Raw genomic sequence first — 14,450 nt, 5'->3', positions numbered from 1 at the left:
ATGGCTCGTTTAAGTGGTATGCAAAGACTTATGGAAGTTGGCATGATCGTGTCGGCTGGCTTTGCGTTGTTTCTGTTCCTCTCCGTCGCAACCTTTAATTCTGCAGATCCAGGTTGGAGTCAGACCGGGTTTTCTTCTGATGTACGCAATGCTGCTGGCCCTGCAGGTGCCTGGATTGCCGATGTATTATTTTGGTGCTTTGGCTATCTGGCCTGGGTTATCCCCTTTGCGACAGCCTTTGTTGGCTGGTTTATCTTCCAAACCAGTAAATCGGTTTACGAACTGGATTATCTGACCATCGGATTGCGTTTGATTGGCGCCATCTCATTACTGATCGGGCTTACCGGTATTTTAAGTATCAATGTCGATGATATGGTGACTGTCACCTCTGGCGGTATGATAGGCGAAGCTATCAGTCACGCTCTTATTCCCTTTTTTAGTCTGGTAGGGACCAATCTGCTCTTACTGTGTTTTGTTTGTACTGGCTTTACTTTGCTGACAGGCATTTCGTGGCTGACCATTATTGATGGTTTAGGGTTTTACAGTGTTTGGTCCTATAAAAAGATCACTCAGGTGCCATTGCTGTTGGGGTTTGACGGTAGTAGCAGCCCAAGATTGACAGACAAAAGTAAAGATAAGCAACTTGCTACTTCACGTGCCAGTTCTCACAACATTGAAATCACCAGTATGCGCCCGGAGCCCGAACTGGATGACGATCAAAATCAGGAAGTCGTACAGGAAGATTATGATGTACCTGAGCGCAAAGAAGACAAGTTCGAAGCAAGAAAATCGGCTGACGAAAAGTCCCACAGCTTTTCTGCTATCACCAATTTATTTAAGCCCAAGCCTGTTACGGTTGAAGTGGTATCCGAAGAGGTCACCGAACGCAAAGAGCCAACAATCACTAACGATACACGTGCCCAGGATGCGCCAAAAGAAGCCAAAGCAACACCCGCAGCAGAGCCTAAAGAAGCCACTAAAGCTGCTGTTACGGTTGGTGTTCCAGGCGCCAGGCCGCTAAAAACCTTTAAAGAACTGGAAGATGTACCCGAAGGTATCGTGCCGTCTTTTGACTTGCTGGACAGACCGAACAAAAAGCAAAATCCAATTTCAGAAGAAGAGTTAGAGCAAATCGCCCGTCTGGTGGAAGCCAAACTGGCAGACTTCAACGTGGAAGCACGGGTAGTGGGCGTGTTCCCTGGTCCCGTTATCACCCGTTTTGAACTGGATTTGGCGCCTGGCGTCAAAGTCAGCAAAATTACCGGATTGGCAAAAGATCTGGCGCGTGCCATGTCAGCCATGTCAGTGCGCGTAGTTGAAGTCATTCCGGGCAAATCGGTAATCGGTCTTGAATTGCCAAACAAAACCCGGGAAACCGTGTTCTTAAGTGAAGTAATCGGTGGACCAAAATTCCAGTCGAATCCCTCCAACCTCACCATGGTACTGGGGGCCGATATTTCCGGAAACCCGGTGGTGGTAGACCTGGCTAAGATGCCTCATTTATTGGTGGCCGGTACAACCGGTTCCGGTAAGTCAGTTGGGGTTAATGTAATGATCTTATCATTACTCTATAAATCCACACCGGAAGATGTGCGCTTTATCATGATAGACCCCAAAATGTTGGAGCTTTCTGTGTACGAGGGTATCCCTCACTTACTGGCAGAAGTGGTAACCGACATGAAAGAAGCGTCCAATGCGCTGCGCTGGTGTGTGGGGGAAATGGAGCGCCGTTACCGGTTGATGTCAGCAATGGGTGTGCGAAACCTGAAAGGGTACAATGCCAAAGTAATGAAGGCGAAAGAGCAGGGGACACCGATAAAAGATCCACTCTGGTCTTCGGAACAAAGTATGGATGAAGAAGCTCCGGAGCTGGAAAAGTTACCCTCCATAGTTGTTGTGGTAGACGAATTTGCCGACATGATGATGATTGTTGGCAAAAAAGTAGAAGAACTGATTGCCCGAATTGCGCAAAAAGCACGTGCGGCGGGCATACATCTGATACTGGCAACACAACGACCTTCGGTGGATGTAATTACCGGCTTAATTAAGGCAAATATCCCTACCCGGATAGCCTTCCAGGTGTCGTCGAAAATTGATTCCAGAACTATTTTGGATCAACAAGGGGCAGAAGCCCTGTTGGGTATGGGGGATATGCTTTATTTGCCTCCGGGCACGGGTGTTCCAACCCGCGTACACGGGGCATTTGTGGATGATCACGAGGTTCATGCCGTTGTTGGTGATTGGAAAAAACGCGGCGAACCTGAGTACATCGATGAGATCTTAAACGGGGAAGCCAGTGCTGATGTCATGCTACCCGGTGAGCAAGCCGAAAACGAAGATCAAGAATACGACGCCTTTTATGATGAGGCGGTTGCGTTTGTTACTGAATCCCGTCGTGCTTCGGTTTCCGGTGTACAACGTAAATTCAGAATTGGTTACAACCGTGCAGCCCGTCTGGTAGAGCAAATGGAGCAAAACGGCGTGGTATCACCACCCGGGCACAACGGTAATCGCGATGTATTGGCTGCACCGCCACCTAAGGACTAATGAATGATTAAAAAGTTTACATATCTGGTATTGGCATTGACGCTTTCACACTCTGCCATGGCCAGTGATGACAGCAAAATGGCATTAAAAAAACAGTTAGCGCAGCTGCAATCTTTCAGTGCTAAATTTCAGCAAAAGGTGTCAGATGCGTTCGGTGAAGAACTGCAAAACGCAGAAGGCATATTGTTATTAAAACAACCACAGAAATTGTACTGGGAGTCATACGAGCCAAACGAAATGCAACTGATTGCCGATGGTGATACCTTGTGGCACGTTGACCCTTTTGTGGAACAGGTGGTCGCCATTAACCAACAAAATGCGGCGCAGGACCATCCGGTAATGCTGCTGGCTCAGCCCGACTCACCGATGTGGCAACACTATCTGGTTGAAGAAACCGCTGCGGGTAGCTTCACCATGAAAAGCCTGAAGGCAGATAGCGATTTTATTTCTTTAACCCTGTCATTCACCCAGGGAAATCTTACGACACTGACTATTCTGGATAAGATGGAACAGACCAACCAGTTGTTCTTTTCCGAGGTAAAACAAAATCAGCCCATAAGTGATGAGCGTTTTACCTTCACGTTGCCTGAGGGCTATAGCCTGGATGATCAACGGTAGTTCAGGGTAACAAAATCCAGAGTAACAAATACCATGCAACAATCAGGTTCACCGCTTGCGGCGCAACTCAGACCTAAATCTTTAACTGATTATATTGGCCAGTCTCATTTGCTTGGTCAGGGTATGCCTTTGCGCGCTGCATTGGAGGCGGGTAACCTGCATTCAATGGTTTTTTGGGGACCACCAGGCACGGGTAAAACCACGATGGCTGAGATGGTAGCCGCTCATAATGACGCCCAATTGATACGCCTATCCGCTGTTACCTCTGGTATTAAGGATATCCGGGAAGCAGTGGCAACTGCACAGCAGAACCGAACCCAGTTTAATCAGAAAACTATTTTATTTGTGGACGAAGTTCACCGTTTTAACAAGTCCCAACAGGACGCGTTTTTACCGCATATCGAAGACGGCAGTATCGTATTTATTGGTGCCACCACCGAAAACCCTGCGTTTGAACTTAACCGGGCACTGCTATCTCGGGTGCGTTTATACATCCTGGAAAAGCTCAGTAAAACAGAAATCCAGCAGGTTATCTCACGTGCTGTGGGGTACCTAAATACGTCGATTACCGAGGATGCGCTGGTGCTGTTGAGTAATTTTGCGTCCGGTGATGCCAGGCGAGCTCTGAACTGTATAGAGCTGGCTCATAGTGTTGCCAAAGCTGAAATTACACCTGTTGAGATCAAATATGCCGTAGAGGGACGGGTGGTCCAGTTCGACAAACAGGGCGATCACTTTTACGATTTAATTTCGGCGTTTCATAAATCAGTGCGCGGCTCCAGCCCGGACGCCGCTTTGTACTGGTACTGTCGTATTTTAGAAGCCGGAGGCGAGCCGCTTTATGTAGCACGCCGCCTGCTGGCCATTGCATCAGAGGATATTGGCAATGCCGATCCACGCGCCCTACAAATTGTAGTGAATGCCTGGGATATTTTTCATCGGGTAGGCCCGGCTGAAGGCGAAAGGGCAATTGCCCAGGCGACTGTGTACTGTGCCAGTGCGGCCAAGAGTAATGCGGTTTACAAAGCCTTTAAAGCAGCACGGCAATTGGCCGCAGAAACCGGCGATGCCGAAGTACCGGTGCACTTGCGTAACGCGCCTACAAAGATTGCGAAACAACAAGGTCATGGCCAGGAATACCGCTATGCTCACAACGAAGATTATGCCTACGCCGCGGGCGAAAACTACTTTCCACAAGAACTCAGTGACCAAAAGTTTTATTTCCCTGAACCCCGAGGCTTAGAAAAACAAATCCGCGAAAAACTGGATTATTTAGCCGAACTGGATAAAAACAGCAGCAACAAACGCTATGAGTAGTTTAAATATTTATCTGTTGGTGGCCGTTGGTGGGGCGTTTGGTGCGTCACTGCGCTTTTTTATCTCACAAATCATGCTGCAATGGCTTGGCAAGGGGTTTCCTTTTGGTACACTGCTGGTCAATGTTGTGGGGTCATTTTTATTGGGCTGGGTTTACAGCCTGACCGAGCATGGCCACCTGGAAATTGTTCCCTGGCGGACGTTAATCGCCATAGGGTTTTTAGGGGCTTTTACAACTTTCTCTACCTTTTCCGTAGACAGCTTATTGCTTTTGCAACAAGGCCACTACCTGAAAGGTATTCTGAATATATTTTTGAATCTCAGTTGTTGCCTGGGCGCTGCCTGGGTAGGACTACATATTATTAAGGGTTAATCAAACACCATGTTGGATGCAAAATTGTTGCGAACGGATCTGCAAGATACCGCCGAAAAGCTGGCGGCTCGCGGGTTCAAACTTGACGTTGAAAAGTTAGCTGCACTGGAAGAAAAAAGAAAATCACTGCAGGTAAAAACACAAGAACTACAAAATGAGCGCAACGTCCGTTCCAAGTCGATTGGTAAAGCCAAAGCATCCGGTGAGGATATTCAACCTTTGCTGGCCGAAGTGGGCAAGCTTGGTGATGAATTAGATGCCGCTAAGCATGAATTAAGTGCGTTACTGGAAGAAATTCAGCTGATTTCGCAATCTGTACCCAATGTGCCTGACAGTGCCGTGCCAGCAGGTAAAGACGAAACCGAAAACCAGGAAATCAGCAAATGGGGCACACCCAAAACGTTTGATTTCGAGGTTAAAGATCATGTGGATCTCGCAACTGGGTTGAACAATGGTGCCGATTTTGAAACGGCAGCCAAACTCACCGGTTCTCGCTTTGTAGTGATGAACGGTAAGATTGCCAGATTACATCGCGCTCTGGCGCAGTTTATGTTGGACACTCACACCGCCGAGCACGGTTATGAAGAGTGCTACGTTCCTTTGCTGGTAAACGACGAGTCGCTGTTTGGCACCGGTCAATTGCCTAAATTTGGTGAAGATTTGTTTCACACCAAACCGGCCACCGAAGAAGGGCAAGGCCTGGCGCTGATCCCAACTGCGGAAGTGCCACTGACCAACATTGCCAGAGATGTTATTTTTGATGCTAAACAATTACCGGTAAAAATGACCGCACATACCCCCTGTTTCAGAAGTGAAGCAGGCTCCTATGGGCGTGATACCCGCGGCTTAATCAGACAACATCAGTTTGATAAGGTGGAATTGGTGCAATTGGTTGAGCCAGCTAAATCCATGGAAGCCCTGGAAGAACTTACCGGCCATGCTGAAAAGATTTTGCAGTTACTGGAACTGCCTTATCGTAAAGTCCTGTTGTGCACCGGTGATATGGGCTTTGCCAGCTGCAAAACCTACGATTTAGAAGTGTGGCTGCCAGCGCAAAACACTTACAGAGAGATTTCCAGCTGCAGTAATATGGGCGACTTCCAGGCCAGACGGATGCAGGCTCGCTATCGTGCCGCCGACAACCAAAAGCCTGAGCTAATTCATACCCTAAATGGCTCCGGATTGGCGGTAGGTCGTACCCTGGTGGCTATTTTGGAAAACAACCAACAGGCTGATGGCAGTGTTGCTATTCCAAAAGTGCTGCAAGGCTACATGGGTGGACTGGAAAAAATTTCGGTAGCGTAATACTATCCGATAACAATGTTATCGGATAAAAAGTATCACAGGGGTCGTTATGGCAAGAAGTCGTGAGTTCAAACAAATGATGAAGTGGATATACTGGTTATGTATTCTGGCCATCATAGGTTTTATCGGTTACATCGGATTTGAAATATTCGTGACAGTAAACGAAGGCATGGGCCAAAAGAACTAACTCACAGGCATTTAGCCGGTTTTGGCAATCCGGCAAGCTTAGTCGCTTGTTTAGCTGCACCTTTAGGGAACAGTCGATGCAGATAACGGCTGTTTCCTTTATCTTCCCCCAGTTTCTTTTTCATGGCGTTAACCAGCGCTCTGATTGCCGGGCTGGTATTAAATTCCAGATAAAACTCGCGAACAAACCAGACTACTTCCCAGTGACTGTCAGTTAACTGGATATTTTCAGATTCCGCTAACAGCGGCACCATGTCCGCGTCCCAATCTTCAACGTTTTGTAAATACCCGTTTTTGTCCAACGGAATGCTTTTACCATTAAATTCTAATGTATCGGACATTAATGTTTTCCTTACCACGACAGGGTTCTGTCAAATTGTGCTGTCAGCGCGACTAACTGCGGGTAATTAAGTTGTTCCAGGTTGGTGCTGCGCAACGCCATGCCTCTGAGCTGCATATCTTCTTGCAGCACATAAACTTTCTGTTGCAGGGGTAAACTGTCATTGGCCAGATAAACGGCTTCAGCCATTAATACCAGCGCATCTTCTGGCGTAATCAGATAAGCCTGCTCACTGAGCAAGTCAAATCCGGCATTGTTGGTTAACAGGTGTAGGGTGCTCAAAATCGAATGACTCGTTGATATTCTGAAAGTGTCAGCGACAGATCCGCCGGGGTTAGTACCTGCACAAAATCAGGTAACTCTTGCAGGTTGATATTATGCCGTTGCAAATCCAATTGACTGGCATAAATGTCATCAATGTCGTAAAAGGGCAATGCTGCAAAGCTTTTGGTAAAATCTTTTAATGAGGTACCGGTGGTATTCACGGATGCCAGTTGCCGAACGCCACCTGAAACAAAGAACAAGGCGGTGGGGATCTCAAAGGTGCCCAACACCATTGCCATATCCACGGCGTCTTGCCCGGAGGTGTTGGCAAATGGCGGCTGAGTAATAACTAAAGCGATGTTTTTGGTCATATTAAAACTGTATAAAATGCTCAGCAGTTTGGCTTAGCTGGCTGAACTCTGCCAGGCCGCCAGCGTGAAAGGGCGCACTGAGGTTAAAGGCGTTTGTTTGCTGTGCATCTTCCTCGGTAATAACGCCACGTTTAATCGCAGCTGAAGCACACACAATCAGTTCCACATTGCTGTCCTGAGCCAGTTCTGCCCATTGCTTGTGAAGATTAAGCTCATCACCGGGTGGTTGCATAAAAGCATTGGCGTTGTGAATACCCTCGCCATAAAAGAACAGCACCACCTTATAGGATTGCTCAGCTGCCGCTTTTGCGAATTGTAAAGCGGAATAACAATTAGCCGAGGCAGTTGGTGAGCTGGTTACTAAAATCAAGAATGTTTTCATACGGATAGTTTACTTTATCGCACTGTAAAAACAAAACACCCCGCAAAAGCGGGGTGTTATAAAAGATTGCAATTAAATCAGAGATTAATCATCACCACCAAACGCACCCAGCAAGTGCAGGATTGCGGTGAACAGGTTGTAGATGTTCAGGTATAAAGACACAGTGGCTCTGATGTAGTTAGTCTCACCACCGTGAATAATACGGCTGGTATCAAACAGGATCAGGCCAGACATGATAAATACAATCGCTGCACTTACTGCCAGAGACAGCGCCGGAATACCCATAAAGATATTGGCAATGCTGGCTACGATGGCAACAATTAAACCTACCATCAAAAAACCGCCCATAAATGAGAAGTCTTTCTTAGTTGTTAATACATAACCAGACAGTGCGAAAAACACTAATGCCGTCGCACCTAATGCCTGCATGATTAACGCACCACCACCCTGTAATTCGGAATAGGCGTTAAGTAGTGGCCCTAATGAGCCGCCTAATAAACCGGTGAAAACAAAGATCCAGGCTAAGCCTGAAGCTTTATCTGCTTGTTTGTTAACAATAAAGAGACACACAAATGCACCAATAGACATGCCTAAAGCCGCCATTGGTGAAAGATTCATGCCCATAGTAATACCGGCGCAAATGGCACTGAAGACAAGTGTCAGGCCAAGAAGCATGTAGGTATTACGCAGAACCTTATTGGTCTCCAGTACTGAAGGCCTTGAACTGGCAGAATACACTGAATTTTGTTGCATCGTTAAACTCCGTAGTTAGTCAGCAAAAAATAGATATTATTATCTAACGCTAGTTTTAGGGTTTCGACCACATTTTTCAACTAAAATTCACTGTAAAGAGGTCGAAAAAGCGTAACCAGATATTCGAATTTTTCTGATTAGCGAGAGTGTGTTGAACTTTGCGGTACAATTTTGCAGCAGTCTGTGTGCAATTTAGACAAGGCGAATGCTTGAAGGTCTAGTGGTTCTCGATAACTGCTCCTGCGTTATTCTAATCACCTACATCCATGTAGGGATAAATCAAAAGCATTCAACGCGGTATAAATTGCACACAGGCGCTGCCCGAAGGGTTCGTCATATAAACGCTTTACTCTTTGTCACAGTCCTTTGACTTAGAACCACTAGGCCTGCAGGACTGTTCCGCGATTAAAGCGCTTATATATAGAACAAATTTAGTACAGCAAAGCTCGACACACTCTTAATATTTGGTCAATTTGATTAAAGTTAAGGCAGTCGAACAAATTAATGGAAATTAACCCTTTACAACCCTAAATAACATCATTAATATGCGCTCCACAATTTGGAGAGATGGCAGAGCTCGGTTGAATGCACCTGACTTGAAATCAGGCGTGGGGTTAAACCCACCGGGGGTTCGAATCCCTCTCTCTCCGCCAAATTCGAAGAAAGCCGCACTTTAGTGCGGCTTTTTTTGTGGGCCTTAAAAAAGAGCTACCAACTGCTGAATCATTCCGATTCAACCTGACAATACCAAAATGCCAACACCGGGGTTTATCTTTAGTCACGGTTCTACTTGTTTGAAGCCGACCGGGAGTAATTTATGCCGGGACAGATACATTCCTAAGATAATACCCTCGCTTGATCAGATTAAACTTGAATTGAACCCGCCCAACCGCTACCGTTTCACAAAAAATACCTTTTTAATCAATGGAAAAAATCAAGAAATGTCGATGTGGCTGTAAAGCTATGTTACCTATGCAGTCCAAAACCTGTCCGGACCGCTGGGTGATCCGTTGTAGTTTTGAGCAATGCAAGGCAGTTAATTACGGTGTTGGCTTACCCGATACCATTAAGGGGTGGAACCGATTGAGTTCCGGATTTTACCGTTAACCGGTTCAGATTGTTGAATAAATGGTCAAATATTTCGAAAATTGCTGCAGGCTCAGGCTGTCATTGACTAATTTGGATATTTTTACTTGCCCAATGGCGGTCTGTTGATTAAATTCTATTGTTGTATTGTGCAAAACAAGAAGAGACTTCCTGATGTTAGAGTGGAGCTACTAGATTGATAAAACTTCTGTTAGTTGATGATCATGACCTGGTCAGAACTGGAATTCGCCGAATTTTGGATGATGTTGAAGGATTCAATGTAATAGCCGAAGCTCAAAGTGGTGAGGCGGCAGTTAAACTGTGCCGTAAAGATCCACCGGATATTGTATTGATGGACATGAGCATGCCGGGTATAGGCGGGCTTGAAGCCACCAAGCAAATATTGCGTATCAATGAAGACATCAAAGTTGTGGCGCTGTCAGTACATAAAGAAAACCCATTTCCTGCAAAAGTGATGCAGATGGGAGCGTTTGGCTACCTCACCAAAGATGCCGATCCCCAGGAAATGATCATTGCTATTCAGAAAGTGGCACGGGGCCAGAAGTACATTGCACCCGAGATAGCGCAACAAATCGCGTTGGGTCAGTTGGATCTGAATGAAGATGATCCCTTTAAGTCGCTGTCTGAGCGTGAGCTGCAAATCATGATCATGATCACCAAAGGCACCAAAGTTCCGGATATTGCGGTGCAATTGAATATCAGTGCTAAAACAGTCAATACCTATCGTTACAGAATGTTTGAAAAGCTCAATGTCAGCTCCGATGTCGAACTCACTCACCTTGCATTACGTCATCACCTGATAAAATCTGATAACCTTTAATTCGCATGTCAGACAAGGAAGAAAGCCAGAGTAATTCGTTTGACTCTGGTGCATTTCTCAAAAATCTCACCCAGCAACCCGGCGTTTATCGCATGTATAACGACAAAGGGGATGTGATTTATGTGGGCAAAGCCAAGAATCTGAAAAAGCGGGTATCCAGTTACTTTAAGACTAATCTGGATAGCGTAAAAACCATTTCCTTAGTGAAGAATATAGCCAATATGGATGTGACGGTAACGCATTCAGAAACCGAAGCCTTCATACTGGAAAATAACTTTATAAAAAAGTACAAACCCCGCTACAACGTATTGCTGCGGGATGATAAATCCTATCCCTATATTCACCTGTCTGGTCATAAACACCCCAGACTGAGCATTTTTCGCGGCACTAAAAGAGAGAAGGGCGGTGAATACTTCGGGCCGTATCCAAGTGCCTGGTCTGTGCGGGAAAGCTTGCGCCTGATGCAAAAGATCTTTCCGGTGCGCCAATGCGAAGACAGTTATTATCGCGCCCGCTCCAGACCATGCCTGCAGTATCAGCTTAAGCGTTGTTCAGCTCCCTGTGTGCCCGGCTATGTCTCCGATCCTGAATATCAGGACCAGGTAGATTTAGCGCGCATGTTTTTAAAGGGCAAAAGCAAAGACGTTATCGCTTCTTTGGCAGATAAAATGGAAAGCGCCAGTCAGTCGCTGAACTTTGAGCAGGCAGCGGTTCATCGCGATCAAATCACTATATTAAACCGCATTCAGGAGCAGCAATGGGTTAGCGGCTCGCAGGAAGAAATGGACGTATTTGGTTTGTCCTATCGCAATGGTACCGCCTGTATTCAAGGCTTTTTCATCCGGGATAATAAATTACTGGGCAACAAAAGCTTTACGCCTAAGGTACCTGCTAATTCCGAGCTCAACGAAGTATTGGAGTCTTTTGTGGTGCAATACTATTTGTCTGGCGGAAAAAGCATTCCCAGCCAGGTGGTTTTGCCATTTAAACTCGAAGACAAAGACGCCCTGGAAAAAGCCTTAAGTCAGGAAGCAGGGCGCAAGGTGACTTTTTACCAGGGACTCAGAGACGAGAAAAAGCGCTACCTGGAGCTGGCCACCACCAATGCCGAAACCACTTTAACCACCTTGTTATCGCAACAAAAATCGATTCACGCTCGCTATCTTGAGTTGGAAAAGGTGCTGGAATGGCAAAAGCCCATTCAGCGAATGGAATGTTTCGATATATCCCACACTTCGGGCCAGCAAACCGTGGCCTCCTGTGTGGTGTTTAATCGCGAAGGGCCTTTTAAGAACGACTACCGTCGTTACAACATCGAAGGAATTACCCCTGGTGATGATTATGCCGCTATGGCCCAGGCCCTCAAAAGGCGATTTAAGCCCGGCTCAGATCCCGCCAAAATTCCGGATATCTTGTTTATTGACGGAGGTAAAGGTCAGTTAGCCCAGGCCGAGGCCTTTTTTGAAGACTGGCAGGGAGATAAAACACCACAATTGATTGGTGTGGCAAAAGGGACTTCGCGCAAGCCGGGACTGGAAACCCTGATTATGGCAGGCAGCCACGAGACCATTCCGCTGGAGGCAGATTCCATCGCCCTACATCTGATCCAGCACATCCGCGACGAATCACACCGGTTTGCCATTGCAGGGCACCGCAATCGTCGTCAGAAAGAAAAGAAACGCTCAAAACTGGAAGATATTCCAGGAGTAGGTGCTAAACGCCGGCAAAGCCTGTTAAGATATATGGGTGGTTTGCAGGAAGTGTTAGGCGCCAGCGTAGAACAACTAGAGCAAGTCCCGGGCGTTAGCCGCGAATTAGCCGAAAAGATTCATGCCTGGCTCCGTTCAGCCTGATACCAAAACAGACAGAAGATTACAGGAATTCAATGTACACCATTCCCAACCTGCTTACTTTTTTTAGAGTATTACTCATCCCCGTGTTTGTCGTTGTCTACTACCTGGACTGGCAGTGGGCACATCAGGCCGGCGCCTTTATATTTTGGTTAGCCGCAATCACGGACTGGTTTGATGGTTATCTGGCCAGAAAGCTACAACAAACCACCAGTTTTGGTGCATTCCTGGACCCGGTAGCCGATAAATTGATTGTCGCAGCCGCGCTGTTAATGATTACGCATACATATAGCACTTTGTGGATCACTATTCCGGCTATTTTGTTGATGTCTCGTGAGATCTTTGTGTCTTCGTTAAGGGAGTGGATGGCCAAGCACGGTGAGTCTGACACGGTAAAGGTGTCATTCTGGGGTAAAGCAAAAACCATGGCTCAAATGTTGGCACTAATCGGATTATTGTCTGAATTCCAAGTTTTGTACTGGGTAACTCTTGGCTACATTTTGCTTTATGTTGCCACCGTATTATCGGTGTATTCTATGGCCCAGTATTCGGTTGCCGCATGGACGACTATTCGTAAATACGCAAAATAACGCGAAATTGTTTGAAAATGACGCACTTAAGCCAAAAATCAAGCAGTCAGTTTAAAAAGAACATTTTTTCTGTTGACAGTAGGGCGCTTCACTGTAAAATCCTGCTCCACGTTTTGAGGTGCTGTCACTCAACTGAAACATCCTTAAAACGTAGCAAGTATTTGCGGGAATAGCTCAGCTGGTAGAGCACAACCTTGCCAAGGTTGGGGTCGCGAGTTCGAATCTCGTTTCCCGCTCCAAATGCTGGCGGGTTGGCAGAGTGGCTATGCAGCGGATTGCAAATCCGTGGACCTCGGTTCGACTCCGGGACCCGCCTCCATAATTTGGAAAATCCAATAGTGCAATCGCACTAACCCCCTAAGCCCGGGTGGTGAAATTGGTAGACACAAGGGATTTAAAATCCCTCGATCGTAAGATCGTGCCGGTTCAAGTCCGGCCCCGGGCACCATTATATTCATCAATAAAATCAATAACTTAAGCAAATCCTACAATTATCAATTTTCAGAAAGCAAAACAAAAACCTCTTACATTCTTCTTACACAATAAAACCGAACTGCGAAACCGGATTCAACTCAACAACTTTTTCAAGATGGTCTGGCGCATACTGCAAATATATTTCCGTCGTCATAATCGTTGAATGTCCCAGGCATCTTTGAAGCGTTACAATATTTCCTCCAGCCATCATAAAATGCACTGCGTAACTGTGGCGCAACACATGGGTTAGCTGCCCCTTGGGTACGTTTATTTTTGCTCTGCTTAATGCGTTTTCGAAAGCTTCTACAGCGCCACCAAACAAGCGAAACTTGTTTTCTGGTTCATGCCCCCGTATTAGCTTAAAAAGCTGCTCACTGATTGGTATGGTTCGCCTCTTACCGGATTTTGTATTACCAAACTGAATTGCGTTGTTCTTAACATGGTCCCGCTTTAATGATTCAGCTTCACTCCAACGCGAACCAGTAGACAAGCAGATTAAAACTATTAGGTATAAGTGACGATTGTTGGAGTCCTCACACGCCTTAATCAGTCGCGCTTGCTCTTCTTTTGTCAAATATGTGAGTGTACCTTCCGGGACTTTGATTTTTTCAATGGGGGAAACAGGGTCCTTGTGATGCCATTTACCTGTCTTAATCAGGTATTTGAAAACAGCCCTTAAGTAATCAAGTTCACGATTTACAGTATTTGGCTTAATGCCAGCCTCTATTCTCTTGGCTCGATAATTTGTAAGCTGTTCTGTAGTCATTATTGAGGCTACAGGGTTCTTAAGCCCAACACACAAGTTATCAAGCTTTTGCTTGCGTCCTTTGCTGTATTTCAAAAACTGTCCTTTGGCCTTCCACCATTCATCAATTAGGGCGCTTAACTTTCTTACATCACGCTTTCCAGCGCTCTTCGATTCTTCACCATTTTGATACTGTGCAATTATCTCTTTCTGCAAACTTAAACATTGAGACTTGGTATCTCTTACTCGTTTAATTTGCGGTCCCGCTCTACCTATCGGATAGAAATCTAAAAGCCACTTACCATCACTTTTCTTAGTAATTGCCATGATTACAAAAAACCTCAACCTTACATTTTGAATAAAGTGTACCCTATAAACACCCTATATCTAAGTTGTTGATATTGAAAG

General features: G+C 46.0%; 15 protein-coding genes and 4 tRNA genes. 13 read left to right on the top strand and 6 right to left on the bottom strand.

Translation table 11 applies throughout. The features are described 5' to 3' along the window. The 6 genes from LJ740_RS01925 to LJ740_RS01900 are packed head-to-tail and all read left to right on the top strand — an operon-like array spanning window position 1 to window position 6,347. The gene (locus LJ740_RS01925) at window positions 1-2,547 is read left to right on the top strand and encodes a DNA translocase FtsK (protein ID WP_229527358.1); all 2,547 of its coding nucleotides are present in this window, start codon (window positions 1-3) and stop codon (window positions 2,545-2,547) included. Between the two features lie 3 nt (window positions 2,548-2,550). After that, on the top strand, window positions 2,551-3,165 hold the full coding sequence (gene lolA / locus LJ740_RS01920) for an outer membrane lipoprotein chaperone LolA (RefSeq protein WP_229527357.1): 615 nt from the start codon (window positions 2,551-2,553) through the stop codon (window positions 3,163-3,165). A gap of 33 nt (window positions 3,166-3,198) precedes the next feature. Beyond that, on the top strand, window positions 3,199-4,482 hold the full coding sequence (locus LJ740_RS01915; RefSeq protein WP_229527356.1) for a replication-associated recombination protein A: 1,284 nt from the start codon (window positions 3,199-3,201) through the stop codon (window positions 4,480-4,482). Next, a complete protein-coding gene (gene crcB / locus LJ740_RS01910) occupies window positions 4,475-4,855 on the top strand; it encodes a fluoride efflux transporter CrcB (protein WP_229527355.1) in 381 nt (126 codons plus the stop codon). Before LJ740_RS01915 ends, crcB begins: the two co-directional genes overlap by 8 nt. A gap of 9 nt (window positions 4,856-4,864) precedes the next feature. After that, window positions 4,865-6,160 carry a serine--tRNA ligase gene (gene serS / locus LJ740_RS01905; protein ID WP_229527354.1) on the top strand — a complete coding sequence of 432 codons (1,296 nt, stop codon included), beginning with the start codon at window positions 4,865-4,867 and terminating at the stop codon, window positions 6,158-6,160. Between the two features lie 49 nt (window positions 6,161-6,209). Then, on the top strand, window positions 6,210-6,347 hold the full coding sequence (locus LJ740_RS01900; RefSeq protein ID WP_229527353.1) for a hypothetical protein: 138 nt from the start codon (window positions 6,210-6,212) through the stop codon (window positions 6,345-6,347). A gap of 1 nt (window position 6,348) precedes the next feature. Here the strand turns inward: LJ740_RS01900 and LJ740_RS01895 are convergent, their stop codons facing one another. The 5 genes from LJ740_RS01895 to LJ740_RS01875 form a co-directional block, all read right to left on the bottom strand. Continuing rightward, window positions 6,349-6,687 (bottom strand): TusE/DsrC/DsvC family sulfur relay protein, encoded by a 339-nt coding sequence (locus tag LJ740_RS01895; protein ID WP_229527352.1) that lies wholly within the window; start codon window positions 6,685-6,687, stop codon window positions 6,349-6,351. Between the two features lie 11 nt (window positions 6,688-6,698). After that, a complete protein-coding gene (locus LJ740_RS01890) occupies window positions 6,699-6,968 on the bottom strand; it encodes a DsrH/TusB family sulfur relay protein (protein ID WP_229527351.1) in 270 nt (89 codons plus the stop codon). Continuing rightward, window positions 6,965-7,321: a DsrE family protein gene (locus LJ740_RS01885; RefSeq protein ID WP_229527350.1), complete on the bottom strand. Its 357-nt coding sequence runs from the start codon at window positions 7,319-7,321 to the stop codon at window positions 6,965-6,967. Before LJ740_RS01885 ends, LJ740_RS01890 begins: the two co-directional genes overlap by 4 nt. A gap of 1 nt (window position 7,322) precedes the next feature. Next, a complete protein-coding gene (gene tusD / locus LJ740_RS01880; RefSeq protein WP_229527349.1) occupies window positions 7,323-7,703 on the bottom strand; it encodes a sulfurtransferase complex subunit TusD in 381 nt (126 codons plus the stop codon). 84 nt (window positions 7,704-7,787) lie between these two features. Further along, the gene (locus LJ740_RS01875; protein ID WP_229527348.1) at window positions 7,788-8,456 is read right to left on the bottom strand and encodes a Bax inhibitor-1/YccA family protein; all 669 of its coding nucleotides are present in this window, start codon (window positions 8,454-8,456) and stop codon (window positions 7,788-7,790) included. Between the two features lie 561 nt (window positions 8,457-9,017). Here LJ740_RS01875 and LJ740_RS01870 point away from each other — a divergent pair. The 7 genes from LJ740_RS01870 to LJ740_RS01840 all read left to right on the top strand — a co-directional run bounded on the left by LJ740_RS01870 (window position 9,018) and on the right by LJ740_RS01840 (window position 13,271). After that, window positions 9,018-9,109 (top strand) — tRNA-Ser (locus LJ740_RS01870). A 629-nt stretch (window positions 9,110-9,738) separates the two neighbouring features. After that, window positions 9,739-10,383 (top strand): UvrY/SirA/GacA family response regulator transcription factor, encoded by a 645-nt coding sequence (gene uvrY, locus LJ740_RS01865; protein WP_229527347.1) that lies wholly within the window; start codon window positions 9,739-9,741, stop codon window positions 10,381-10,383. Between the two features lie 5 nt (window positions 10,384-10,388). Further along, window positions 10,389-12,236, top strand: a complete 1,848-nt coding sequence (uvrC, locus tag LJ740_RS01860) for an excinuclease ABC subunit UvrC (RefSeq protein WP_229527346.1) — start codon at window positions 10,389-10,391, stop codon at window positions 12,234-12,236. A 32-nt stretch (window positions 12,237-12,268) separates the two neighbouring features. Further along, window positions 12,269-12,823: a CDP-diacylglycerol--glycerol-3-phosphate 3-phosphatidyltransferase gene (gene pgsA, locus LJ740_RS01855; protein WP_229527345.1), complete on the top strand. Its 555-nt coding sequence runs from the start codon at window positions 12,269-12,271 to the stop codon at window positions 12,821-12,823. Window positions 12,824-12,986: 163 nt separating this feature from the next. Beyond that, window positions 12,987-13,062, top strand: a tRNA-Gly gene (locus LJ740_RS01850). A gap of 6 nt (window positions 13,063-13,068) precedes the next feature. Then, window positions 13,069-13,142: transfer RNA gene (locus tag LJ740_RS01845), tRNA-Cys, on the top strand. Between the two features lie 42 nt (window positions 13,143-13,184). After that, window positions 13,185-13,271 (top strand) — tRNA-Leu (locus tag LJ740_RS01840). Window positions 13,272-13,358: 87 nt separating this feature from the next. Here LJ740_RS01840 and LJ740_RS01835 read toward each other — a convergent pair. Further along, on the bottom strand, window positions 13,359-14,369 hold the full coding sequence (locus LJ740_RS01835) for a phage integrase (protein ID WP_229527344.1): 1,011 nt from the start codon (window positions 14,367-14,369) through the stop codon (window positions 13,359-13,361). Window positions 14,370-14,450 lie beyond the last annotated feature (81 nt).

It is taken from the genome of Planctobacterium marinum (assembly GCF_020687805.1).
In the GTDB taxonomy this organism is placed as follows: Bacteria; Pseudomonadota; Gammaproteobacteria; order Enterobacterales; family Alteromonadaceae; genus Planctobacterium; species Planctobacterium marinum.
Note: the sequence above shows the minus strand (reverse complement) of the source record. Positions and strands in the feature narration are given on the sequence as shown.

What these genes read in the sequence shown, in the direction of transcription:
- LJ740_RS01925 (WP_229527358.1), top strand. Translation starts at nt 1, where the DNA reads ATGGCTCGTTTAAGTGGTATGCAAAGACTTATGGAAGTTGGCATGATC.
- lolA (WP_229527357.1), top strand. Translation starts at nt 2,551, where the DNA reads ATGATTAAAAAGTTTACATATCTGGTATTGGCATTGACGCTTTCACAC.
- LJ740_RS01915 (WP_229527356.1), top strand. Translation starts at nt 3,199, where the DNA reads ATGCAACAATCAGGTTCACCGCTTGCGGCGCAACTCAGACCTAAATCT.
- crcB (WP_229527355.1), top strand. Translation starts at nt 4,475, where the DNA reads ATGAGTAGTTTAAATATTTATCTGTTGGTGGCCGTTGGTGGGGCGTTT.
- serS (WP_229527354.1), top strand. Translation starts at nt 4,865, where the DNA reads ATGTTGGATGCAAAATTGTTGCGAACGGATCTGCAAGATACCGCCGAA.
- LJ740_RS01900 (WP_229527353.1), top strand. Translation starts at nt 6,210, where the DNA reads ATGGCAAGAAGTCGTGAGTTCAAACAAATGATGAAGTGGATATACTGG.
- LJ740_RS01895 (WP_229527352.1), bottom strand. Translation starts at nt 6,687, where the DNA reads ATGTCCGATACATTAGAATTTAATGGTAAAAGCATTCCGTTGGACAAA.
- LJ740_RS01885 (WP_229527350.1), bottom strand. Translation starts at nt 7,321, where the DNA reads ATGACCAAAAACATCGCTTTAGTTATTACTCAGCCGCCATTTGCCAAC.
- tusD (WP_229527349.1), bottom strand. Translation starts at nt 7,703, where the DNA reads ATGAAAACATTCTTGATTTTAGTAACCAGCTCACCAACTGCCTCGGCT.
- LJ740_RS01875 (WP_229527348.1), bottom strand. Translation starts at nt 8,456, where the DNA reads ATGCAACAAAATTCAGTGTATTCTGCCAGTTCAAGGCCTTCAGTACTG.
- uvrC (WP_229527346.1), top strand. Translation starts at nt 10,389, where the DNA reads ATGTCAGACAAGGAAGAAAGCCAGAGTAATTCGTTTGACTCTGGTGCA.
- pgsA (WP_229527345.1), top strand. Translation starts at nt 12,269, where the DNA reads ATGTACACCATTCCCAACCTGCTTACTTTTTTTAGAGTATTACTCATC.
- LJ740_RS01835 (WP_229527344.1), bottom strand. Translation starts at nt 14,369, where the DNA reads ATGGCAATTACTAAGAAAAGTGATGGTAAGTGGCTTTTAGATTTCTAT.